The 24768-nt window shown below is 41.4% G+C and carries 21 protein-coding genes and 2 pseudogenes; 13 read left to right on the top strand and 10 right to left on the bottom strand.

From position 1 onward, the window contains the following. Positions 1 to 24 precede the first annotated feature (24 nt). Genes AS141_RS24875 through AS141_RS24865 form a run of 3 tightly spaced genes read left to right on the top strand, consistent with a single transcriptional unit; the run spans position 25 to position 3454 of the window. Positions 25 to 723, top strand: a complete 699-nt coding sequence (locus tag AS141_RS24875; RefSeq protein WP_057940429.1) for a WecB/TagA/CpsF family glycosyltransferase — start codon at positions 25 to 27, stop codon at positions 721 to 723. Beyond that, positions 720 to 1814 (top strand): non-hydrolyzing UDP-N-acetylglucosamine 2-epimerase, encoded by a 1095-nt coding sequence (wecB, locus tag AS141_RS24870; protein WP_057940428.1) that lies wholly within the window; start codon positions 720 to 722, stop codon positions 1812 to 1814. Before AS141_RS24875 ends, wecB begins: the two co-directional genes overlap by 4 nt. Further along, positions 1811 to 3454: a capsule assembly Wzi family protein gene (locus AS141_RS24865; protein ID WP_057940427.1), complete on the top strand. Its 1644-nt coding sequence runs from the start codon at positions 1811 to 1813 to the stop codon at positions 3452 to 3454. The genes wecB and AS141_RS24865 overlap by 4 nt, the downstream gene beginning before the upstream one ends. A gap of 78 nt (positions 3455 to 3532) precedes the next feature. On the opposite strand, the gene AS141_RS27175 is transcribed toward AS141_RS24865, so the two are convergent. The 3 genes from AS141_RS27175 to AS141_RS24850 all read right to left on the bottom strand — a co-directional run bounded on the left by AS141_RS27175 (position 3533) and on the right by AS141_RS24850 (position 5759). Then, entirely contained in the window at positions 3533 to 4003 is a 471-nt protein-coding gene (locus AS141_RS27175; protein WP_057940426.1) for a transposase, read from the bottom strand. Positions 4004 to 4008: 5 nt separating this feature from the next. Further along, a complete protein-coding gene (locus AS141_RS27170; RefSeq protein WP_057940425.1) occupies positions 4009 to 4509 on the bottom strand; it encodes a transposase in 501 nt (166 codons plus the stop codon). Between the two features lie 107 nt (positions 4510 to 4616). Continuing rightward, the gene (locus AS141_RS24850) at positions 4617 to 5759 is read right to left on the bottom strand and encodes a right-handed parallel beta-helix repeat-containing protein (protein WP_157243592.1); all 1143 of its coding nucleotides are present in this window, start codon (positions 5757 to 5759) and stop codon (positions 4617 to 4619) included. Positions 5760 to 6657: 898 nt separating this feature from the next. Here AS141_RS24850 and AS141_RS24840 point away from each other — a divergent pair. Continuing rightward, positions 6658 to 7818 carry a glycosyltransferase family 4 protein gene (locus AS141_RS24840; RefSeq protein WP_057940422.1) on the top strand — a complete coding sequence of 387 codons (1161 nt, stop codon included), beginning with the start codon at positions 6658 to 6660 and terminating at the stop codon, positions 7816 to 7818. A 282-nt stretch (positions 7819 to 8100) separates the two neighbouring features. Further along, a complete protein-coding gene (locus AS141_RS24835; protein ID WP_057940421.1) occupies positions 8101 to 8397 on the top strand; it encodes an IS5 family transposase in 297 nt (98 codons plus the stop codon). A 108-nt stretch (positions 8398 to 8505) separates the two neighbouring features. Here the strand turns inward: AS141_RS24835 and cysQ are convergent, their stop codons facing one another. The 3 genes and pseudogenes from cysQ to cysD form a co-directional block, all read right to left on the bottom strand. Then, positions 8506 to 9270, bottom strand: coding sequence for a 3'(2'),5'-bisphosphate nucleotidase CysQ (gene cysQ, locus AS141_RS24830; protein WP_057940439.1), 765 nt, complete (start codon positions 9268 to 9270; stop codon positions 8506 to 8508). 119 nt (positions 9271 to 9389) lie between these two features. Further along, on the bottom strand, positions 9390 to 9602 hold the full coding sequence (locus tag AS141_RS24825; protein WP_057940420.1) for an elongation factor 1-alpha C-terminal domain-related protein: 213 nt from the start codon (positions 9600 to 9602) through the stop codon (positions 9390 to 9392). 103 nt (positions 9603 to 9705) lie between these two features. Further along, positions 9706 to 10308, bottom strand: a pseudogene (gene cysD / locus AS141_RS24820) (sulfate adenylyltransferase subunit CysD); the annotation flags it as partial. Positions 10309 to 10484: 176 nt separating this feature from the next. Here cysD and AS141_RS24815 point away from each other — a divergent pair. The 5 genes from AS141_RS24815 to AS141_RS24795 all read left to right on the top strand — a co-directional run bounded on the left by AS141_RS24815 (position 10485) and on the right by AS141_RS24795 (position 16055). Then, positions 10485 to 10700: a hypothetical protein gene (locus AS141_RS24815; RefSeq protein WP_057940419.1), complete on the top strand. Its 216-nt coding sequence runs from the start codon at positions 10485 to 10487 to the stop codon at positions 10698 to 10700. A 159-nt stretch (positions 10701 to 10859) separates the two neighbouring features. Beyond that, a complete protein-coding gene (locus AS141_RS24810) occupies positions 10860 to 11252 on the top strand; it encodes a hypothetical protein (RefSeq protein WP_057940418.1) in 393 nt (130 codons plus the stop codon). Positions 11253 to 11269: 17 nt separating this feature from the next. After that, complete coding sequence (locus AS141_RS24805; protein WP_157243591.1) at positions 11270 to 12520, top strand: relaxase/mobilization nuclease domain-containing protein; 1251 nt, start codon at positions 11270 to 11272, stop codon at positions 12518 to 12520. A 2-nt stretch (positions 12521 to 12522) separates the two neighbouring features. Continuing rightward, on the top strand, positions 12523 to 14511 hold the full coding sequence (gene mobC, locus AS141_RS24800) for a conjugal transfer protein MobC (RefSeq protein ID WP_057940416.1): 1989 nt from the start codon (positions 12523 to 12525) through the stop codon (positions 14509 to 14511). Between the two features lie 236 nt (positions 14512 to 14747). Continuing rightward, positions 14748 to 16055 (top strand): IS1380 family transposase, encoded by a 1308-nt coding sequence (locus AS141_RS24795; protein WP_057940415.1) that lies wholly within the window; start codon positions 14748 to 14750, stop codon positions 16053 to 16055. Here AS141_RS24795 and AS141_RS24790 read toward each other — a convergent pair. The 3 genes and pseudogenes from AS141_RS24790 to AS141_RS24785 form a co-directional block, all read right to left on the bottom strand. Beyond that, the gene (locus AS141_RS24790; RefSeq protein ID WP_057940414.1) at positions 16040 to 16381 is read right to left on the bottom strand and encodes a GIY-YIG nuclease family protein; all 342 of its coding nucleotides are present in this window, start codon (positions 16379 to 16381) and stop codon (positions 16040 to 16042) included. The genes AS141_RS24795 and AS141_RS24790 overlap by 16 nt on opposite strands. 105 nt (positions 16382 to 16486) lie before the next feature. Further along, positions 16487 to 16773, bottom strand: a pseudogene (locus AS141_RS27165) (type I restriction endonuclease subunit R, EcoR124 family). 305 nt (positions 16774 to 17078) lie between these two features. Next, a complete protein-coding gene (locus AS141_RS24785; protein ID WP_057940413.1) occupies positions 17079 to 17477 on the bottom strand; it encodes a helix-turn-helix domain-containing protein in 399 nt (132 codons plus the stop codon). A 724-nt stretch (positions 17478 to 18201) separates the two neighbouring features. Between AS141_RS24785 and AS141_RS24780 the strand changes: the two genes are divergently transcribed. From AS141_RS24780 to AS141_RS24770, 3 genes are read left to right on the top strand one after another with little or no spacing between them, the layout of a single operon-like run. After that, positions 18202 to 19962, top strand: a complete 1761-nt coding sequence (locus AS141_RS24780; protein ID WP_057940412.1) for a TlpA family protein disulfide reductase — start codon at positions 18202 to 18204, stop codon at positions 19960 to 19962. Position 19963: 1 nt separating this feature from the next. Further along, positions 19964 to 23167, top strand: coding sequence for a SusC/RagA family TonB-linked outer membrane protein (locus tag AS141_RS24775; RefSeq protein WP_057940411.1), 3204 nt, complete (start codon positions 19964 to 19966; stop codon positions 23165 to 23167). A gap of 18 nt (positions 23168 to 23185) precedes the next feature. Continuing rightward, positions 23186 to 24505 carry a RagB/SusD family nutrient uptake outer membrane protein gene (locus AS141_RS24770; RefSeq protein ID WP_057940410.1) on the top strand — a complete coding sequence of 440 codons (1320 nt, stop codon included), beginning with the start codon at positions 23186 to 23188 and terminating at the stop codon, positions 24503 to 24505. Between the two features lie 43 nt (positions 24506 to 24548). Here AS141_RS24770 and AS141_RS24765 read toward each other — a convergent pair. Further along, positions 24549 to 24768: hypothetical protein (locus AS141_RS24765; RefSeq protein ID WP_157243590.1), on the bottom strand; the 220-nt coding region annotated here is incomplete at its 5' end.

Genomic DNA, 24768 nt, shown 5'->3' with positions numbered 1-24768 from the left:
TTTACCATTAATTTAATAATTAATATGGATTCCATACAAGTCAATGGTGTTAAATTGCATGCCCCGAGTTCTAAGGATGAGTTGATTTTAAATGCTTTCTCGAAAAGAAAAATTTTAGTTGCAGTTAATGCTGAGAAAATTTTAATGGCTAATGAGGAATTTGCAAATTTTATATCCTCAAATATTGGATATCCTGATGGCATTGGTGCAGTTTGGTTACTTCAACGTAGAGGATTTTCACAGGCAATTCGAATTCCAGGTGTTGAACTTTGGCTTGATATTATAAAATCACATAATCAAGATAAAACATTTTATCTCGTAGGGGGGACAGAAGAGGTTATTCAGGATACTGTGAGTAAACTTAAGAAAGAGTTTCAAAGTATTAATATAGTTGGATTTCGAAATGGCTTCCTTAAAACGGATGATGAACGCTCTCTTCTTAAGAATGATATAGTTGAGAAGAGACCCGATGTAGTATTCGTGGCAATGGGTTCACCAGTTCAAGAGAATTTAATGAAAGAACTTCAATTGGTACATTCAGCAGTTTATCAAGGTCTTGGTGGGAGCTTTGATGTTTACACTGGTAAAGTAGAAAGAGCTCCAAAAAAATGGCGTGACAATAATCTCGAATGGGCCTACAGGCTTTATAAAGAACCTTGGAGAATTAAGAGACAAATACATTTAATTAAGTTTTTACCTTATATTCTTTTCAATAAAAAATGATTAAGCTTACAATAGTTGCAGGAGCAAGACCGAATTTCATGAAAATTGCACCAATAGTCCATGAAATCCAAAAGCAAAGTTCACAGGGTAAAGAAATTAGTTTTAGACTGGTTCATACTGGGCAGCATTATGATAAAAAGATGTCCGGTGATTTCTTTGAACAGCTTAATATTCCTGATCCTGACGAAAACTTGGGAGGTGGCGGCGGCACTCAAGCTGAGCAAACCGCTTCAATAATGATTGCCTTTGAAAAAGAACTTTTAGAAAATCGTCCTGATTTGGTGATAGTAGTAGGGGATGTTACCAGTACATTGGCTTGCTCTATAGCTGCTAAAAAACTTCAAATAGATGTTGCCCATGTAGAAGGAGGTATTCGCTCTGGAGATCTGACGATGCCAGAGGAGATTAATCGCATGGTCACTGATAGTATTACGGATCATTTCTTTACTACTTCTGCTATTGCGAATAGCAATCTACAAAAGGCGGGAGTTGCATCAGATCGTATTCATTTTGTTGGAAATACAATGATCGACACATTGCTTGCTAACCAAGACAAGTTTGCTCAACCAGAAGGAGAATTTTTCGATTCATTAATACCTAAGCAGTATTTCGTAATGACTATGCACCGCCCAGCCAACGTGGATCAGGAGCAATCTCTTAAAGCAATGGTTGATGCTATTGTGGCAGGTACTGAAGGTTTACCTATTATATTTCCAGTACATCCCCGTACTGCAAAAAATCTACAAAATATCGGAATCAAAACAGGTAATCTTCATATGATAGATCCACTGGGATATTTGGAGTTTAATTTTCTAGTCCGAAATGCTAAGGGAATTATTACTGATTCTGGAGGGATTACAGAAGAGGCCTCGGTAATGAATGTACCTTGTATTACCTTGAGGGATAATACGGAAAGAGCAGAGACCATTCATCTTGGGACAAATGAACTCATAGGCACTGATCCTCAGAATTTGGCACCTGCACTTGCAAAATTAATGAAAGGTGATTGGAAAGAATATCAAGGAATCCCTCTTTGGGATGGGAAAACTTCAGAGAGAATAATAGATACTATTTTAAAAATATATTCATGAAGTGGAGGGCTATAACTTTTCTTTTTTTATCGATTTTGCTTATTCATGAAGTTGCTTCACAAGAATTTCCGATAGGCTTTGCAAATATTACTGAAGTTAGCCGAAGAAAGCAACTGTTAGATACATCGTTTACAGATAAATATATCAGGAGTACTAATTTTTTCGCTCCTGACTCTTCCGCCCCTTCTTCTAGCTTTCAATTTGAATTACTTCCCGTTTATTCTATAACCAAGTTTAATTCTAAACGTCCATATGGCATAAATGACTACCTCCTAATTCCTGGGGTTGGGTTTCAGCAATATATTAGTTCCGGTATTTTTGCCAATTGGAAATTTATAAATGTTCAATTCCAGCCTGAATTTTCCTTTTCCCAAAATAGAGGGTATGAGGGGTTTCCAAACACTTTTAGTGAAGAAATTACAAAAGACAAGTTTTATCATTGGAATAATGGAGATTATCCCGAAAGGTTTGGGGATGGTGCTTTTACCAAATTTTGGTGGGGGCAGTCAAAATTAACTGCACAATTTGGATCATTTGAAGTAGGGGTATCCACTCAAAATATCTGGTGGGGACCAGGGCAGTGGAATTCTTTAACATTTTCAAATAATGCGCAGGGTTTTGCCCACCTTACTATTAATACAATCAAGCCGGCAAAGACATTTCTTGGAAATTTTGAGACTCAATTGATTATTGGGAAGTTGAACAGTAGTGGATATGCTCCTTCTCAATTTTCCGAGTTGAATAATTTGTATTTTAAGCCTCTTCCAAAAGATTGGAGATATTTGAATGCCTTGATGGTATCCTATAATCCTAAATGGGTTCCTAACTTGTTTGTAGGTTTTGCAAGAACATTTCAAGTTTACAATCAAACTAGAGGAAATACTTTTTCAGACTGGATGCCTGTGTTTGAAGCATTTCAAAAAGCTCACTTCTTTGAAAATGGCCATACTGTTGACTTTGATGAAAATGGTCGGGATCAGCAGATGGTAGTTTTCGGAAGATATTTAGTCCCTAAGGCAAGAGCAGAAATATATTTTGAATACGGAAAACGAGACCATGCATATAATTGGAGGGAATTTATTCTTAATCCAGAGCATGGTAGAGCTTATATTATTGGCTTTAATAAATTATTTGATTCCCCTTTTGCAAACAAATTAATTCAACTTCGCGCAGAAGTAACACACCAACAAGAATCTATAAATCGCATAGTTCGATATACAGATTTAACTGGAAGATTTAGTTGGCATATGCATGCATACGCTAGGGGATTTACAAACTATGGACAGGCCCTGGGAGTTGGGTCAGGTCAAGGAGCTAATGTGCAGACTTTAGAGATTTCCTTAATTGAGGATTATAATAAGCTGGGATTACTATTTGAACGACTTGAAAATAATCAGGGATTTTATTACAGATCTTTTTATAAACCTTCAGAGCATAAACCCTGGATAGACCTTTCCATAGGTTTCCTCTTTGACAAGAAGTGGGATAATCTTCTCCTTAGCTCAAAACTTCAGATCATTAATGGTCGTAATTATCAGTGGATGCTGGCAGAAGGCAGTACTTCAGACTTCCCTAAGGGAAAAAATATGACCTCTTTCCTGGCACAGACAAGCTTGATTTATTTTTGGAATAAGAGGTAATTAGGGTATGCTGAAAAACTCAAGCAGCCCAAGCTATAAAACCCAGTTCAGATTGGCAATTGGACTGGGTTTTCGATTTCAGAGAGACATGGATTGTTTTTGTACCGGTATTAAGTAGTAATTTAGCCACATCCATGCTGAAAAACTAAGGCATACCTGTGCCATCCCGGCCAGTTTGACCAGGTTAAGCACTAGGATGATGGAGGCAATCCAGGATTGGCTGGTATTTTTCAGTCTTGCCCTGATGCGGTTCATCCCGTATCCGTTTTTTGCCTGACCAAACTTCCCCTCAACCGGGTTCCTCTCTCCGGGTCTTACGTGGTTTGCCACTGCCTTTGCCGATGGGCGACCTAAGGGCTTGGCCGCCAGTTTAATCTTGTTGTCCTTCAGCCATTTCCTGTTTGCCCTGGTACAGTAGATCTGGTCTGCCAGTACTTTCGCCGGATAAAAGCCGAAGCGTTTTCTGTAGTTTTCCACGTAGTCCTTCAGATGGCTCCCCTTGTTGAACGCATCCCAGGAGATGGTGTCTAGAAACGAAAACCCGTCCACCAGACTCAGGTGGATCTTGGCCCCGAACTCGGTCCCTTCGGGGGCTTTATCTTTTTTTTTACAGTGCCGGCCTTGGAAAATTCGTGGATCTTATCGTTCATCTCAGCGACCAGCTCTTTTCCAAGATGTTTTCGGATATCCACAAACAGCGAGGCATCGAAAGGAGGTCGTTTGATATAGGAACTGTAGCCAAGAAAGTATTGCACATACATGTTCTCGGTGATCTGGGCAACGGTTTCCCGGTCATCCAGATTAAGCATATGCTTGATGATCACCGTCCCGATCAATACCCTAGGGTTCAGTGATGGCCTTCCCGTATTCTTAGGCGGGTTACGCTTGTTGAACAAGTTTACCAGCACGTCCCAGGGAATCTGTGGACTGGGCACGACCCAGCGGTTCGAGGGACCCAGACCATTATAGAAGGGAGTTTCAAATCCAGTGAACGAAAGCTGGCTTTGACTGGTGTATTCGCTGCGTGGTGCACGCCTTTTGGGAGTCTTTTGCATAGTTACTTGCACTTGGCCTCCCTTAATCTCTGAATTTATTCCCTTGATTCTATTAAATGGCCCCTTATTTTACTTTCTAAGCAGACCCTAAATAGAGGAATTAAGTATTATTTCACTTTACGAAGTAATTTTTTATCAATAATATTTCTCATTTTATTTCGTCCTAAATCATCTGCTCGTTGAATGTCTTTTTCAATATAGGAATCAAATATTTTTACTTTCCTGTTTTCATAATTTTTATACCTATAAGGGTAGTGAAATTTACCTTTATTATTCTTAATGGCAGTTCCTATGCTAGGTGATTCAGATCGTCCATTACAATCATTATTTGAAGAATCACAATGCCATATATAGATCATAGATCCGATATTAGCAGAATACTTAAATCTATTTCCTTCTATAAAATTGTTATTACTTCCATTTCGAATATTTATAGGAGTTCCAGAACAATATGAAATTTGATTGTTTAGGATTTTATTGTTTTTACTATTGTCATTCAGATATATAGAATGAACTAATCCTTGTTTATATGAGTTTTCAATATTTAGAAAATAATTATCAGAAATTATATTATTTGAAGATCTGTTTAAACTAATTGCTGCATATCCAATAGGCCAAGTGCTTTGGTTGTTTGAATAGAGATTATTGAATTCTTTTGTAGTTCCTACAATTTTATTTCCTATGTTTTGAAAAGTATTGCTTGATATGATATTATGGCCACTGTCATTTGAATTAGCACATGTATTACTAGCTTTGCCAAAAACTATACCATTATAGTAATTTTTTATGATTAAGCCATTTATAGTCAGATTTGTAATGCCTGACTTGTTTTCTCTAGAACAAGAAGGTTGAAGTCTAAAAAAGTAGCCATAAAAAGTGCCATCCTTTTTGGAACCGTTAAATATTGCTTTTTCCTTTTTATAATTTGTGATTTTAATTTTATAATTAGAAGAAGAAGCTTTCCAAAGTAATCCTTTTTCAAAATATTCACCTTCAAGAACGTATATGGTAACATCATCTTTAATGTTTTCTAAATTTGACCACCCCAACCCTCGTTTCTCATCATAAATGAAATCATGTGCCTCTTGCAGGCTACTGAAAATCCCTTCATTCGATCCGTTCAGTTCCTTAGGAATTTTTTTTCCTTTGGATATAATTAGTATTTTCTCGGAATACGAATTAGTGGCTATGAATAGAAGAAGTGAAATTATTACCACCATTTTTAAAGCTATCTTTATGTGCATTTTCATTTTTCTGTGAAGTATAACCTGTTCTTGCCGTTATGAATAACTAACCTAATACTTAGTTATTTTTTAGCTCTTCAATATTAAGGCGAGGATTGTGCCATTTTTTTTTGCAGCCCAGATATTTTGTAAGTATTCCCTAAATTTGGACTTTTAAAAGATTATTTCCCCATTATCTTACGGGATACTCTACTTTTAGATGGTCTATCATTTGGAAATTTTATGGTAAGAGCAGCTGACACTTATTTTTTTTTTGTTTTTTTTGAAAGGCTTTCAAAAAAAAAGCTGTTTTTTGAAAAATACGTATTTGCCAAATTGAGGTGTAAATGTTAAAAATTGATGTTTTACCTCACATCATATCAAGCACAGGTTGCAGCCTAGTTTCAAAGCTCAGCTTCATTATACTGACTTTTCCATAGGTTTCCTTTTCGACAAGAAATGAGATAATTTTCTTCTTAGCTCCAAACTTCAGAGCATTAATGCTCGTAATTACCAGTGGCAGCTGGCAGAAGAAAGTACTCAGGGCTTTCCGAAAGGAAAAAAAATGACCTCTTTCCTGGTACAAATAAGCCTGATTTATTTTTGGAATAAAGATTAGTTGAGTGTGGAATTTGGCACAAATAATGGAGATTTTATGTTTTCTAAATTGAGTAATTATTCCCCAAATAGTTTCTGCTTGGTATCAAACCAGCTCCACAACCTATGAAGGTGCAATTTTTCCCCAAAGAGCCAGTATTTTTTTTAAAACGTTTTTTTTGTTGTTTAAATCTGTTCTAGGGAGTTTCATACTCAAATAGCACACAAATGAAATTTTTAAGAATTTTACCTAATTGTTAATTTATTTACAATGGCAAGGCTATTGCCTTAAATTTTTTTAAATTTGCCAATCTTAAACCAGCTTTATATGTTTTTTTTATACGCCACTCTTACTGCCTTTTCAGTAGGCTTTTTGATTACTCCAATCCTTATTTCCTTCTTGAAGAAATTTAAAATCGGTGATCAGCCCGGAGGCAGAAAAATCCATACTTCATTTATACCTTCTATGGGAGGTATATCCTTCGTAATAGCTGCCGCAGTTACGCTGGCAATTTGGGGCTGGCAGTTTCCGCTTCCTGATATCAGGTATATTTTGGGCGCAATCCTGCTAATGTTTATTGTAGGCTTGAGGGATGATCTGGTGGAATTGAGAGCATCCAGGAAATTGTTGGGCCAATTGGTAGCAGTTTTATTGGTAGTGGTCGTAGCGGATGTGAGAATACGGGATTTTCATGGATTTCTGGGCATAGGTGAATTGCATGACGTAGTAAGCTACCTTTTCTCAGGTTTGGTTTTATTTGCTCTTACTAATGGATTTAATCTGATTGATGGACTTGATGGCCTGGCAGGTACTATAGCTGTAATTTCTTTTAGCTGCCTGGGTGGCTGGTTTCTTGTCCAGGGAGTCGAAAGCTATGCGCTTATCTCTTTCATATTCCTTGGTGGTGTATTGGCTTTCCTAGCATTTAACTGGCATCCGGCAAAGCTTTTCATGGGAGATACTGGGTCATTGACTTTAGGTTTTACTTTGGGAACTTTGATCATTGGATTTATGGAAATCAACGAGGGATTGCCTAAGGGAACATTCCTGAAAATTGAACCAACATTTGCTGCTTCAGTAGCGCTTATGATGTTCCCTCTATACGATATGGGAAGAGTCTTTACCAGAAGGGTGTCCCAAGGAAAAAAACCAATGAGTCCGGATAAATCACATGTCCATCACTTCCTGATGAGAATAGGGCTGAAGCATAACCAAGTGGCTTTGATTTTAGGTTCTCTGCAACTTGCCATTATTCTTTTGGTGATTTTCATGGGAGATATTTCAGATAATATAGTACTTCCGGTAATTGTCTTAATTTCCATGTTTTTAGGGTATAGACTCGATAAAGTCACTGTTCACTATTTAAAGAAGAAGGTAGCACATCAGCCTAAAGTATTAGAAATTAGGCCAATAAAAGTCAGTAATAAATCCAAGATCAAATTGGATAGAGCTGAATTTAAAGAATCATCTGAAGTAAATCTAAACTAGATTGCTCTAGTAACACTATTCAGAAGGTTTCTCAGAAACGAGAGACCTTTTTCATTCCAGCTTGTTTTTTATCCTAGGGACGTGAAGGTTGGGAAGAAGGATGTGAGGGGTACTTTCTTTTCTATCGCTGTGTTTGTGCCTGTCTACCGGAATATCCATCCACAGACTAGGAAAAGTAACCAACCGGAATTACAAGTTCTTATATACCAGTCAAAGCCAGCTGTCGTTCACTGGATTTGAAACTCCTTTTATAATGGTCTGGATCCCTCCAATTGCTGGGTCGTGCTCAGTTCACAGATTCCCTGGGACGTGCTGGTAAATCTGTTCATCAAACGTAATCCGCCCAAATCCACGGGCCGGCCTGCGCTGAATCCCAGGGTATTGATCGGGGCGGTGATCATCAAGCATATGCTCAACCTGGACGATCGGGAAACCGTAGCCCAGATCACTGAGAACATGTATCTGCAATACTTTCTTGGCTACAGTTCCAATATCAAACGACCTCCTTTCGATGCCTCATTGTTTGTGGATATTCGAAAACGCCCTAGTATTGAGCATGATCAATACATCAAAATTTGAAATAGACTAGGACTTTTGACTTAGCCATTACAAACATATCCAAAAATACCCTTCATCATTTTGTACTTCCTTCTTTCTCAATCACGGGAAAACATTCTCATACAGGCACTAAAGGAAATTGACAAAGCAAATAAACCAAGGGTTTAGTAGATTTTCTTTATTGTATAGAAGTTGTGACTTTTCAGGCCAAAGATTAACACTTCCTCCCATAGCTAAAACCACCCCATGTGCAGCTGCCGTATCCCATTCCATTGTAGGGGCAAATCTTGGATAAATTTGAGCTTTCCCTTCTGCTATTAACATCAATTTCAGTGAAGATCCCATAGATACAACCTCAACTTCAGGATACTGATCTATAAAATCTTGAGTCTCTTTACTTAAATGCGACCGACTTGCAACAATTGTTTTAATTTCAACTGATCCTGTATTTACTAGTTTAATGGCGGACTTTTTACCTTCCTGCTTCCAAGCCCCTTCTTCTTCATTTCCCCAATATAACCATTCCAATACTGGAGCATAGACAACTCCTAGAACTGGTTTTCCTGCATGGATTAAGGCTATATTGACAGTAAACTCTCCATTCTTTTTGATAAACTCTTTGGTTCCATCTAATGGGTCAACCATCCAGAAATATTCCCAGTTCTTACGTTCTTCATAATATATATCTCCTCCCTCTTCTGAAAGAATTGGAAGGTTGGTTTCTCCCAGAAAGTCAACAATCAACCTATGTGCTTCCTGATCAGCCTTAGTTAATGGGGAATTGTCTCCTTTAAACTCTACACCAAAATCAGCGGAGTTGTAGATTTCAAGGATAGCTTTTCCTGCTTCGAGAGAGGCTACTTTTGCTAGTGCAGTTAATTCTTTTATATTGATCGTTTTCAAGATGATGTAAGTTAAATCCCACTAGTCCCTTTATAAAGGGGAGTTGGTCCCAATTAAACCATTGTCTTTTTAATTATTAAACCCATGTCTAGATACTTTTGTCATGATACTCAAATAATCATTCCTGCACCGACTGTTTCGTTGGTATTTGGATCAGTCAAAATAATAGATCCGGTCATCCGATTTTTTCGATAGGAATCAAAGAAGATAGGCTGTGCCGTACGGATGGACACACGCGCAATTTCATTCAATCCAATTTCTTCAATATCCTCAATCCTGTGCAAGGTATTCACATCTTCTTTGTATTGGATAACCTTAATCATAGCTTGGCATTCTTTGGTGGTATGCTTGACAATTAGCTTTGATCAATTTTGCAGCGATTTTTGATTCATCCAACACACCATTACCTCTAAATCCTGTCCTAGAGAATTCAGATTTTGCCAAAATAACTTCATCCCTTACCACACATTCCCGTTCGTGCGAAAAGTAAAGTGAAGGCAATGCAAAATTTTCCTCCTTAATATACTGCCAAACATCCATTTCTGTCCAGTTAGAAATAGGGAAAACCCTAAAATGCTCTCCATGATGTTTTCTGCCATTAAATAGGTTCCAAACCTCCGGATCTTGTTTTTTTTGATCCCACTGACCGAATTCATCCCGGTGGGAAAAGAACCGTTCCTTGGCACGGGCTTTTTCTTCATCCCTTCTGGCACCGCCCATAGCGGCATCAATTTTCAAGTTCTCTAGGGTATCCAATTAGGTCACCGTTTGAAGAGCATTTCTACTGGCATTTAAACCAGTTTCTTCTCTTACTCTACCTGTATCAATACTCTCTTGCACTGAGCCTACCACCAATTGAACTCCTAGTTCTTTGACAAGCGCATCCCGAAACTTTAATGTTTCAGGGAAATTGTGTCCAGTATCTATATGAACTAGAGGGAAAGGAATTTTAGCTGGATAAAAGGCTTTTTTCGCAAGATGTGCCAAAAGTATACTGTCTTTACCTCCTGTAAAAAGAAGGGTGGATCTAATTTCTTATCAGTGTTTTGCATAAAGTCAAAGCTGAATTTATGACTATTCTCAACGATTAAAACCTTCGCCTGTCCCAAATTTTTGAATAAAAATAGTTACCCATCTCATGTTCACCTACTGAATACACGAAAGATGAAGTTTTGAAGTTTGGTTTCAATCAAACATGCAAGACTATGATTAAGCAACAATCAGAACACAGGATGATGGGGGCATGTGACCCTCAAATAGAAGAAGTCAATAATTTCTTTGTCTCTCAGAATTTCCCTTCCGAAGAAGGGGAGGTATTTTATTTCTATTACCAGGCAATGGACTGGAGGAATGAAAAGGGGATGCCTTTACAGGACTGGAAAACAGCAGCTTTCGAATGGTTGTGGAATCTTGAACACTAGGTTTATAAGTACGAGTTAAGAAGATTACAAACCACAAGGTTTAAGCACTGTTAAGAAAAGGACTGGAAGGTGGTGCAGGCAGCAAGGTGTAGGATTGTTACTCAATCCCTCATGATCTGCTTCGGAGTCGACAATTTTCAATCATCTAAAGGATTAGCTATGGCAAAAATAAAAGCTGTAAAAAGGGTACGGGTAGAATGCCGTGTTTCGAAAGAGAAATACGTGCATTTTAAGAGTTTAACTGAGCAGGCTCCCGGCCAAACCATGAGTGGGATTATAAGGAACATTCTGGAAAACAGACCTATAAAACTCCATTATCATAATTTTGTATTGGATCAGATGATGCACCAGCTATCACAGATTTATGGCGAGATTCATCGGATTGATGTTAATGTGAATCGGTTCGTCAAAGAATTTCATCAGGCCAACCAACCCATGCAGAAGTTTTTATTGGGTAAGAAACTGATCGATAATCAGCAACTTATCCAACGGGAAATTGAGTCTCTAAAACCGATTCTATCCGAACTCCAACAGCGATGGTTGTCCGAATAAATCTCGGCAAGAGTGTCATGAAAATACTCAGGTATAATGAGTTGAAAAGAGCAACCGGTGATGCAAAATTATTGAGAATTTCAGGGATGCTTCCGGGGGCCAAAAAATTGAGTACCTATCAGTTGGCCAAGCACTTTAAAACCTTCACTGATCTCAATACCCGGGCCCATACGAACGCGATGCATCTGTCCTTGAGTTTCTCCCCAAAAGATTTGCTAGATGATCAGAAAATGGAGAAAATAGCCGAAAAGTATCTAAATAAAATCGGTTTTGGAGCACAGCCATATCTAGTGTACAGGCATTTTGATTCTGGACATCCACACCTGCATGTAGTAACAACAATTATTTCAACCACCGGAAAAAGAATTGCAACCCATAATCTGTGGGGTATCAAGTCTGAACCTGCCCAGAAAGAACTGGAGGTGGAGTATGGATTAGTGAAGGCAGATCAGCAGAAATTTATAGGACCGGATCTGAAGTCCATGCAAAAAGTCAGCTACGGAGAGCAACCCACCAAAGCAGGATTGAATGCTGTGATCAATCATGTGTTGGCGAATTACCATTTTAATTCCCTTGCAGAATTCAATGCTGTGCTCGAACTTTTTAATGTATCGGCATTTAGGGGAGAAAAGGATTCCCTGTGCTATAAGAATCGGGGGCTTGTATTCCATTTTTTGGATAAAAAGGGCAAACGCATTGGTATGCCGCTTAAGGCCAGTTCATTTTATGCAAGTCCAACACTAGGCAGGTTGGAAAAAAGGTTTGCCAAGGCGATACAACAAAAGAAGAATCACAAAGAAGAAGTTTTGGGCAGAGTCTTAAAAGTAATGAAGTCACAACAGGGCCAAGGAGTTTCGGCAATTGATAAGTACATAAAAGAACTGAAAACAGAAGGGGTTGCCTGCCGATTGGATAGCAACGAATCCGGGAGATTATATGGTGTGACATACATTGACCACCAGTCAGGCTGTATATACAAAGGCTCCGAATTGAATAAGCAGTTGGAAGCAAGCGGGCTAACAGAGCACTTTGGGCTGAGCGAAAAATCTCAAAATATTTCTCTTTCCCCAATAGCGGAGTGGAGGGATTCTCCAGTTTATCTCAAGAATATTTCGTCTGTTCAGGATTTCAAATCTTCAAAAACAGAGCAAGTGAGCCCTGTGACAGGATTTATTGGGGATATTTCAGACAGTCCATACCAAGGTCCTGTCTATCCTAAGAAAACGGGAAAAAAGAGGAAGAACATCGCCGGAACAGAAAAACATTGACTATGAGAACGGGAGAAAATGTAGAGGGCTTGCGCAAAATACTGGACTTTACCAGGCTGGGATCACTGATGGTTTTGTTAATCCATGGGTATTTGTTTGGATATGGATTTTTTGAACAGCTTGGCTGGACGCATGAATGGGGAGATCAATTTCTAGGGTTGTTGCTAAAGATTGGCATTTTTGGAAATAAAGTACATACGCTGGCTCTTTCATTTTCTTTATTGTTGATTTCCTTACTGGGGGCAAAAGGGAGGAAATCAGTTGGTTTAAAGTTGGGATGGGTTGCTTTCATAGGTGTATTCGGTCTGTTGCTGTTCTTTCTTGCCGAATGGATTACGGTTCATCTTTTTACAAGGAATCTGCTTGTTTTGGGATACCTCGGGTCAATTTTTATAGGTTGGTTGTTGGTTTTGGTAGCGGGGGCAAGGCTATCCCGATACCTCTGGGGAGGTTGGGACAATATCATATTCAACAGCCTGAATGAGACATTTCCCCAGGAGGAGCGCTTATTGGAAAATAAATATTCGGTCAATCTTCCTACTCGATTTAAGCTTGGAAAAAAGGTGAAGTCAGGATGGCTGAATATCGTCAATCCATTTCGAGCAATCCTGGTGGCCGGGACCCCGGGATCAGGGAAAAGCTATTTTGTGATCCGCCATATCATCACCCAACATATCAGCAAGGGCTTTACCATGTTCGTCTATGATTTCAAATACGATGACCTTTCCAAAATAGCTTACAATTCTTTGAGAAAGAACAGTGGAAACTATCCATCGAAGGTAGGATTTTTCACAATTAACTTTGATGATATGACCCATAGTCACCGCTGCAATCCTTTAGAGCCTTCGACTATGTATGATATTACAGATGCCTCAGAATCCAGCCGGACAATTATGCTTGGGCTCAATAGGGATTGGATCCGTAGGCAGGGAGATTTTTTTGTAGAATCTCCAATCAATTTTGTGACCGCGGTGATCTGGTTTTTAAAGAAATACCGAAATGGACAATTCTGTACGCTGCCCCATGTCATTGAAATGATGCAGATGGATTATGACAGGCTTTTTTCGGTGTTGCGGGTGGAGTCAGAAATTGAGGTGCTTATCAATCCTTTTGTTTCAGCCTATCTCCATGGAGCAGCAGAACAGCTGGAGGGACAGATCGCCAGTGCCAAAATTGCCATGGCCAGACTGGCATCTCCACAGTTGTACTATGTGCTTTCGCAATCCGAGTTTACCCTTGATCTAAATAATCCCAAGGAGCCCAAAGTCATTTGTATGGGTAATAATCCGCAGAAACAGCAAGTGTATGGGGCAGTTCTTTCCTTGTATATTTCCCGGATTACCAAGCTTGTAAACCGCAAGAAGCAACTCAAATCCAGCCTGATTTTCGATGAGTTTCCGACTATTTATTTCAACGGGATAGATAGTCTGATTGCCACAGCCAGATCCAATAAAGTATCGACCACCTTGGGAGTGCAGGACTATAGTCAACTGAAGAAAGATTATGGCAGGGAGCATGCGGAGGTAATCATGAATACAGTGGGAAACATTATTTCCGGACAGGTATTGGGCGATACGGCCAAGCAACTCTCTGATAGGATCGGCAAGATCATGCAGAAAAGGCAAAGTATGTCGATCAATTCAGGGGATACCTCATTCAGCCATTCCAAGCAATTGGAAATGGCAGTTCCACCGGCAACGATTTCTCAACTATCATCCGGTGAGTTTGTGGGAGTGGTTGCAGATGACCCACAGGAGAAAATTATATTGAAGGCTTTTCACTGCGAAATTATCAATGATCATAAGAAAATAGCCTTAGAAGAGTCCGTCTTTGAGAAGATCCCTAAGGTCAGAGATTTAAATGATGGGGAGGTGTTGGAGAATTACCATCGGATTAAAGCTGAAATTAACCAGCTTATGGAATTGGAGTTGGAGCGGATGCTGGATACTCCCTCTTTGGCGGGATTGGTAATTCAGTCCTCAAAAACTTAGTTAATTAGTAAACTTATCGCTGTACATGAAAATATAGCTTATCAGCCACCCTCAAGTAATTCATTTAAAATAGTAATCAGAAATCTGTTTGTAATAACCCCATCTATCACCACCTGTTTTATGAATATATTCATGTCTGTTTAACCGTGATTATGCATTAGGATTAGGAAAGTATCGATAATAGTTTGAAAGGATGCTAAAATGGGCGATTTTTAATAGGATCAACATTCACCAAAATGGTTAATCTTCCTATTGAATATTCAGACAAGCCAGTGCCCCCCTTTGGCGGGATGAGCCTGATGAAAAGATTTCTTGATCAGACAGGAATAAAGGAGTATCTGAGTACCCTTGATTTACCCCAGCCCGGTTCCAACCGGGGGTATGATCCCGCTGATATTGTCACTTCATTTTGGCTGAGCATCTGGACAGGGGCCAGCCGTTATGTCCACTGTGACTGGTTGAGGTATGACAACGTTCTCCAGTCCATATTCGGTTTGGAACAGATGCCTTCCCAGAGCACCTACAGTCGGTTTTTCTGTAAATTTTCCCAGCAAAGGAATACGGAAGTTTTCCCTGTTCTACAAAACTGGTTTTTTGACCAGCTAGGCGTTGACAACCTCACGGTTGATTTTGACAGCACCGTGATCACCCGCTACGGAGAGCAGGAAGGAAGCGCCAAAGGATACAATCCCAATAAACGGGGCAGGAATTCCCACCATCCCCTGATGGCCTTTGTCGGCCAGACCAGAATGGTAGCCAACGCCTGGTTGAGGCCCGGCAATACAGCCGACAGCAGCAGCAGCTGCAAGCTCTTTATGCAAGAGACTTTTGATCAGGCACTCAAAGGTAAAAAGATAGGTCTTGTAAGAGCTGACAGCGGTTTTTACAACGAGGAATTACTCAGCTACCTAGAACAGGAGCAGCATAATTATATCATGGCTGTCAAAATGTATCCCAATGTGAAGAGTGAGATATGGGGACTTGGAGACTGGGTGGAGCTGGTCAGGGGCATCGAACTCAATGAAATGAGGTTTTCCTATGAGAAAGGGAAAACCAGAAGATATATCATTGTTAAGAAACAGGTAGAAATCCGGCCAAAATCGGGAGGTAAAATGCTTTTCGAAGATCTGCCGGGCTATCGCTTCAGCTGCTATGTAACCAATCTAGACCTTCCACTGGACCAGATATGGAACATTTACAATACCCGGGCGGATTGTGAAAACAGAATCAAGGAACTCAAGGATGATTTTGGCCTTGAGAGCTTTTGTCTACAGGATTTTTGGGGAACTGAGGCTTCGTTCAGGTTCATTATGGTAGCCTACAATCTAATGAGTCTATTCAGGCATTTTGCGCTTAACCACCACAACAGGGCAACTTTAAAAACACTCAAATCCTATTGCTTTGCATTAGGAGCCTGGAAGGTAAGCCATGCCAATAAACAGGTATTGAAAATCTCTTTACCAGTCAAAAAAAGACCCTGGATGGATGGGATCTTCTCCCAAATTCAGAACCTAAGCCCGCCTTTTAATTATTCTAATGCATAATCCGGGTTTAATTCATTTTCCAGTTCCTTTCTGGTGTCAGAAAGACAATCTAAAATCAGTTGAATTGGTAGCTCAAAATATTCATGTCTTCCCAAAACCACCCACCGCCTCAATCTCCATTTTACAACTTGCTCGATTAATTCTGCATGCCACCTGCATTCAAATGGATAAGATTTGATTTTTCGGAATTCAATCTCTTGAAATTCTTTCTTATAAGTTATCTCTCTGTTTTTCCAATTGGAGGTAATACCGATTTTCACAAATGAATTGACAGTTAAAATGTAAAATTCAGTAGGCTGATACCAGTTGATATTTTCTGTTTTCATGTGTAGAATTACTGTTAAATTTTAACCTGAAGTTTCGAGCTTATCTCGCATTTCTTATTATTTAAAATCTGCCTCCGGTCGTAATTTATTTCTTACACTTGCCAGCTATGCAGCGGCAGAAACTCCATTGATAAAGGTCTCAACAAAATCCATGATTTTAGACTTCACACCTTCGGCAATGGTCTTGCGCTCCTTTAGTCCCGGACGCAAATTAAGCATACCGATAATATCATCCCGTAGCGGTTCTTTCTCGGTGTAGATAAAGTCACCGATCACCTGCTCCAGTTTATCGGTATCCAGACCTTCTTCCTCACTGAGATTTTCAAGGCTTCGATCCGTTCCTTTGTCCAGAAATTCAGGAATTCTTCCGGTATGTCTTCAGAATCCTCAATTACCGGCAGGGTCTGATTAATAAAATTTTCTATTAGTTCACGCGTACTTTTGTGTATTCTACAATGGCTTTCTTATGCTTTTCTTGGTCATCTGGTGCTGCAATGCATATTGGGGACAAGACCTACATAACTGAAACGTCCATCAAGGCTTCCGAACCTGTCTATTCCCCAATTGGGTCAGCAGGCTCATTGCACCCAGCATTAAAAGCCCAGGGATGTAAACAAAGCCATTTCCAATATTTTTAATTTTGCTTAAATTTTTCGTTTTCTAATTTGCTTGGCTGCATCATCTTTCCACAGTTAAATCACTTTTCCTCCAATATCTTACGGATCGCTTCATTCATCTGCATCATCGTCTCCATCATCTTCATCATTACCTCTGTTTGCTTTGTATCGGTGGCCTTATAAATACTGTTTGTTTGGATTGCAATGTTGTTTGATCCAGTTATTGCCTCGACATAATTACCTGGTTGAACGGAGATTAATTGGAGGGGATCGATTTTAAAAAATTCAGACAATTTTTGAATTAAATCCACAGTAATCTTGCTCTCGCCTCTTTCGTATTTAGTATAAGTAGCTTCCTTAACCCCTAAATATTCAGCAACTTCTAGTGCTTTAGTATCCGTCAACTTACGGAACATATAGAAATTCCTGCCAATTTTTTTATTCTCCAATACAGTGAATTCTGATTCTTCTTCTCTCATGGTTATGTTGTTTATGTCCAAAAATAAGGCTTCAGAGCCTATTTAATGCTGATTTTTGCAAATAGTAGTTTAAAACCACTATTTATAGATTTTATACTACCGAATTTATTCTTTTTTGATGAAACCTCTAGTTAAAATTGTATAAGAATCATTTCATATGGAGGTTTTTGAGACAATTTGTGCCTTTTTTCTTTCTTCTTCTCTCTGTCAAGAGAAAGGCGAGTACTCATCTGCCCATTTTGAAATTTTAATCCTGGCTGTACAATACGGGGATCGGCTATCTGGTTATGATCGCTTATATTCCCTGAAGCCCAAGAATCCGATCTAAGGGTTCATTTTTAAGCCGTGAAAGGGGAGGTGCACATCCCTGAGCAGATCGGTTACCACACACGCACGTCAGCAAGCTCAGAATAGCCGGTAGAGCTGACATCTTTCTTAGTATTCATTTATTGCTGGTTGGTCGTATAGGCCGATGTGGGATCACTATGTCTTGAGAGTAACAAGTATCAAGTTTGCCTACCGTAGGTAGCAAGAGGACAGAGGAGTCAAGAGGTAAGGGCCAAGAATCTAGAAGCGAGAGTTCCTAATTAGGTTTGATACCAGGCTTTCATATTTCAGACTTCCCTCTTTCATCATAGCAGGCAGCAGCTAATCTGCTTCAACTTTGTTCAACGTGTCTACCATCATCGGCCACCCGATAGCTAGCATTTAAAACATCAAAAGCATGAAAAAACACATACTCACATGCTTCCTGGCATCGCTATGCCTATACGGAAGCACACTGTTGGCACAAGTTGCTGATTCACCCGGGGCGGATTTTCTTCATAGGTTGCGCCCCACCGTCTCCTTTGGTTTTGGAGACACCCATCGGGGCGGGGAAATCCGCTCCGATACTTTGCCGGAGAAAAGTGGTTTGGTTGATCACTCCGGTATTAAAGGGCAGGAGAGCGAAGACTCTTCTGCTGCGGTGGGGGGATTCTTTACGCTAAAGGGAGAGCTTAGCCCCAATCCACATTCGGGAAGCTCCTGGTCTTACCGCTTATCAGAAAGAGAAATAGACCCTTATTTTAAAATCGCTGAAGTCCTTAGTGACAGCATCCTTGTACAACGGGGAGACTTCTATGCAGGAACTTCAGGAAAGGAGGTTTTTGAACTACGGATTCCCGTACAGGAGCCTTTCGGCAGGTTTACCTTGAAAGAAGGTGGCAAAGCACTGATAGAAGACCTCTGGGTGCAGCCTGGGGATTCATTGCTTCTTCATTGGGACCAGAAAAACGGACACCTCTTTTTCTCCGGTCCTGATGCACTGCAAGCCAGGATCCAGATGCAGCTGCAGGCTATAGCAAGGTCTGAAGCCAGTAAAACAAACCCTGTGATGATCCTGTCCAATGTGGATGGGATGCTGAATACCCCAGCCAAAAAAGAGCGGTATGGGGAAGCCGTCTCAGCCTATATGCCGGGCTGGTCCAGGCATATGGAGTGGCTGGACACGGATGAAAGCAGACTGGCCCGGGCCACCGGCCTGTTTGCTTCAGCCTCTGGTCTCCATCCTGTTTTTCAGGAATTGGAACGGGAAAAGGACAGACTTCCTGCTGCATTATATGTTTGGCTGAAAGGGTATTGGACCGGCATATTGATGAAATCCCCTTTGGAATTTATACAGATCGCAAAGCCCGGTTCGGCCGAATGGGCAAACCTAATCATGAAACATAGTAGGGAAGAGGATCTGGCGGAAGAATGGGATACCTGGACTTTTGCCCCTGCATCCTTGGTGGAATCGCTCTACCTGGAAAAGAAACTGCTGAGTGACCTCTTGCCTGTATCTTTCCTGCACCTGACCGATAGCATGCCCAGTCCACTTCAGGATCAGGTCAATGCGCTTTTTTTAATCAGAAACTATAAAAACATGAACCAGGCAGACTCCCTGTTTGCTGCCGTATTGCCTACTGTACAATCACCTGTGATAGCGCAAAAACTGGATGGGCTCTACCGCTCCAACCTGCGGGGAAGTGATTTTCCGGAATTTGCTTTTGAAGATGCCACAGGCACCAAGATCTATCCGGACGAATGGGAAGGTAAACTGGTTTTTATGGATTTCTGGCTCAGCGGATGCGGAGCCTGTCTGTCCTTTGCGAAAGAGAATTTCTTTCCACTGATGGAGGCTTTTAAAGATCACCGGGATGTTCTTTTTGTCACGGTTTCAGGGGATTCTAGACAGGAGCTCTGGAAGAAAAGCCTTGCTTCCGGGAAATACACCTCCGATCAGAGCATCAACCTTTTTTCCGGTGGCACTGACCATCCCACACTCCGCCAGAATATGATCAGATCTTTTCCTGCCCAGCTGCTCCTGGACCGGGAGGGAAAAATTCTCCAGACAGGAAATTTTCCTGATGACACAAAAGGATGGATTGACCTGATTGATTCCTACCTGCCGGATAGCAATAGCCAACATAACCTTTCCGATTCCAAACCTAAAGCACAGTGATATGAAGAATTTATTTACCCCAAAGCCAGGATTTAAGCTACTGGTCCTGTTACTGCCCTTCCTGGGCATGCACCTGCGTGCATTTGCCCAGGAAGGCAGGCACCTGCTGAACGGACAGGTGTTGGAAGCCTCCAGTGGTATTCCCTTGTCAGGGGCACTCGTTTTAATCAAAGAGTCTGGAATTTCCGCTGTAGCTGATACCGATGGTAATTTCAGCATCAGCCTGGATTCAGGCAGTCATGTATTGACCATCAGTTTTATAGGTTTCAAAACATTGGAAAGGGAGGTTTCAATACCCCTGGATTCCCGGGTGTTGATTAGACTTGAAGCAGACGACAGGATCCTTGATGAAGTGGAAGTACTATCCACTGGGTATCAGGAGATACCAAGAGAACGTGCCACGGGTTCCTTCTCACATCTGGACAAAAAGTTGATAGATAGAAGGGTGAGCACCTCCATTATAGACCGGATGGAGGATGTGACCCCAGGAGTGATCTACAACAGGAACACCGGGAATGACGACCGGATAAGTATCCGGGGCAGAAGTACCTTGTTTGGAAATACCCAGCCCCTGATTGTAGTGGACAATCTGCCTTATGAAGGAAGTATTGACAACATCAATCCCAACGATGTGGAATCAATAACAGTATTAAAAGATGCTGCCGCAGCTTCTATCTGGGGAGCCCGGGCAGGAAACGGCGTGATCGTGATCACCACCAAATCCGGCCAGTATAGACAGCCTTTGCGTGTTTCCTTTCAGTCCAATCTGACGATACAGGAAAAGCCGGACTTATTCTATGCCCCACAAATGGAGATCGGCGATTTCATTGCGCAGGAAAGAAGGCTCTTTGAATCCGGCTATTATAATTCCAGAATCAATTCCACTGCCAAAACACCTATGTCTCCTGTAGTGGAAACCCTGCTTGCCGCAAGGGAGGGGATGATCAGCCAGGCAGAAGCAGAAGCCATACTGGTGCAATACGGAACGCAGGATAGCCGGAGGGAATTGACGGATATCTATTACAGGCAGGCAGTACGGCAGCAATATGCTTTTCAGGTCAACGGTGGGGGAGATGCCTACCTGTTTAATTTCTCAGGTGGCTACGATCATAACCAGGGCAACCAGATAGGATCAAAAGATGAACGGATTACCCTGAATGCAAAGCAAAACTGGAGGCTGATGCGGGATAGGCTGGAGATTTCCACAGGGATATACCTGGGCAGGGCAACGCGTTTTTCAGACACCGGATTGGCAAATCCAGGGCCCTATGAATCCTTGGCTGATGCACAGGGGAATAGCCTTCCGATAGTCGCTGCGCTGAATACCCGTTTTATAGAAAGTACGCAGGGTTCAGGGTTGCTGGACTGGCGGTCATTCCCTTTGGATGAGATAGGGAAAAGAAATGACCGGTTTGTTTCCAATGATATCCGGATCAACCTGGGGGTAAACTATACCCTGCTAAAAGGACTGGATGCCCAAGTCCAGTATCAATACTGGATGAATACCTCCGAAACCAGGAATATTGAATCGGAGGATCTGTTTCTGGTGCGGCATCAGATCAACTCCTACGCCCAGGTAATGGAAGATGGTACACTTTCCTTTGCTGTACCCAGGGGAAGCAGGTTCAGCAATACCAATTCCTCTTCACAAAGTACTAATCTGAGGGCCAACCTTTCTTATAGCCTCGACCAAGGCCCCCATCAGCTGACAGCTTTGGGAGGCTGGGAATTGAGGGATCTTGGCAGTACTTCTGACCGTATGGGCTATTATGGTTACGATGATGCGACAGGACTAAGTACTCCTGTGGATTTTCTCACGCGTTTTCCCCAGTATCAGAATCCGGGCAGCAGGGTGGTAATCCCCTATCAGGGCATCCATTCTGGTCTGACTGACCGGTACATTTCTTATTTTGGTAATGCAGGCTATACTTATCAGGACAAATATCTCCTGACCGCCAGTGCCAGAAAAGACATGTCCAACCTGTTTGGTGTAGAGACCAACCAAAAAGGGGTACCCCTTTGGAGTGTGGGTGCAGGCTGGATTCTCAGTGAGGAAAATTTCTATGGGATGGATTGGATGCCATTTCTGAAACTAAGGCTGAGCTACGGCTACAATGGGAATGTGGACAAAAACACAACAGCATTTACCACCATACAATATGGGAACACCCATGAATATGTGACCGGTTACAGGTATGGCTATATCTCCAATCCTCCCAATCCGAATCTAAGGTGGGAGAAGATCCGGATAGTCAATCTCGGGATTGATTTTGAATCAAAATCCGGAAGAATTGGCGGAAGTCTGGAAATATATTCCAAAAGGGGGGATGATTTGATCGGAGAAACCCAGGTGCCCGATTCCAATGGGATTTACCAATACCGCGGAAATTTTTCAGGTACACAGACAAGAGGATTTGATCTGTTGATCAATACTATAAACATCCAAAAAACCTTAACCTGGAGTACCCAGTGGATGGTCAGCGGGATTAAAGACAAGGTGACCTATTTTGATGGCAGTAGATCTACCAGCCAGTATTTGGCCTCCCAGTCCAATATGGTTCCTCTGGAAGGGAAACCCTTATATTCGGTTTATTCCTATCCATGGGCTGGGCTAGATCCGGCAAACGGAAACCCGTTGGGCTATCTGGACGGGGAAGTATCTGATGAGTATTCCAGGATCATATCCACCACCACACCGGAAAATCTACAGTTTCATGGTTCTGCAAGACCAACAGTATTCGGCTCAATAAGGAATACGCTGGACTGGAAAGGCTGGAATCTCTCCTTCAATCTAACTTACAGGCTGGGATATTATTTCAGAAGATTTTCAGTGGACTACGCGGCACTGTCAAGGGGTGAAATTTCCCATGCTGATTATAGCGACAGATGGCAGAATCCCGGTGATGAAATCCATACGCAGATCCCATCACAGCCAGACCGGCTGGATACCCAGCGGCATAATTTTTATCAGGGAGCCTCGGTACTGGTGGAGAAAGGAGACCATATCCGTTTTCAGGATATCAGGCTGGGATATTCCTGGATACAGTCTGACCATGCAAGATTGCCTTTCAGAAAAGTTGAATTCTTCACCTACCTGAACAATCTGGGTGTTTTATGGAAAGCGACGAAGGTGGATCTCGATCCTGATTTTAGAACCTTAAAACCACAGCGGAGTGCATCGCTTGGTCTAAGAATTGATTTTTAATTGAATAATGACATCACCATGAAAAAGCAGATTTATATCTATCTATTGGCTTCCATGATGCTTTCCTGCAATGGCTTTTTAGATGAAAAGCCAAGTAAGACTATCGACACCCCTGACACATTGGAAGCCCTGGACGCCTTATTGGACAATTCCGGTTCGCTGAATAGTTATCCTGTACTTCCATTGATGCTGGGAGGGGAATACTTTTCTGACGATGCAGGGATCATCGCACTTCCTCCTTGGGAGCAAAACATCCACTTATGGAAATCAGATCCATTTCAGTTGGATGACCAGATTTTCGATTGGAGAAATGCCTACAATCAGATTCAAAATGCCAATGTCATTATGGAGAGATTGGATGATATTGAAGTTGAGCAAAGTAGTAAGGATAAAATTAGAGGAGCTGCCTTGTTTTACAGAGCCCACGCTTATCATAATCTATCGGTTATATTCCTGGAAGGCCCGAATCTCGAGGGGGCAGGACTAAAGTTTGAGATTCCTGTAAGGACTACCACAAGTATGGTACTGAAAGCGGAATACACAGGCCTGGAGCAGATCAAACAGCTTATCCGGAATGATCTGGAAGAGTCAGTTAGACTTTTACCAGATCAGGTGGTCTATCCATTCCGCCCCAACAAAAAGGCAGCGAAGGCATTAAAAGCAAGAGTGCACCTAAGTTGGGAGGAGTATGGTCGTGCCGCCAAAGAGGCAGGGGAACTATTGGCTGAAGGGTTGGAACTAATGGATTATAAGGAGATTGATCCTTCGAAAACCTATCCTTTTGAGGAATTTAACAAAGAAGTAATCTGGCAATGCAGGATAGGAGGGTACTTGTTTATGTATTATCCAAACGCCTTCCAGGTAAATCCTGGGTTGTTGGATCTCTACCAGGAGGATGATCTGAGAAGATCTCTGTTCTTTGTGGATAGACCTACCGGATACGTTAATTACCGTGGTAGCTATGAAGGGGATATTACCCTGTTTGGCGGATTGGCATCCGATGAAATATATCTGATTTATGCCGAAAGTCTGGTCAGAAACGGAGATTTAGATGAAGGCGCAAAAGTGCTGAATGAACTGTTGGCCAACAGATATAATGAAGGTTTTAATCCAATAACTTTTGAAGATGAGACTTCAGCGCTGAGGCTAATTTTGGAAGAAAGGAGAAAAGAACTGGTCTTTCGTGGTTTAAGGTGGGCGGATTTGAGGAGGCTGAATAAAGATGAACGGTTTAAGACCACCCTCCACAGAAGCTTCGAAGGGGTACTGTATGAACTGGCACCTGGTTCTGAAAAGTATGTGTTGCCTGTCCCGGCCCGTGAACTGAGTTTTAAGTGATGTAAACAGGGCAGGAGGATACCTCTTGCCCTGTTGATTTAGATTAAGGAATCAATACAAACTTCCTGTCTGTAATGTCATCCACTGGATGATCCATGCTTTCGTCTTCATAAAGACAAGCCTCTGATCCTTCATTACATAAGTAATTAACCGGATTTTGGGGATCGTTTACCTGAACCCAGGTAATTCCACCGTCTGGGGTTCCAAATAGAGGGTCATCATTTTCAGGGGAAGTAAAAGCAACTGCCGCAAAGGCAGCAATC

Source organism: Algoriphagus resistens (genome assembly GCF_001442615.1).
GTDB classification, from domain to species: Bacteria; Bacteroidota; Bacteroidia; order Cytophagales; family Cyclobacteriaceae; genus Algoriphagus; species Algoriphagus resistens.
The sequence above is the reverse complement of the archived record's forward strand: the minus strand, read 5'-3'. Positions and strand labels throughout refer to the sequence as shown.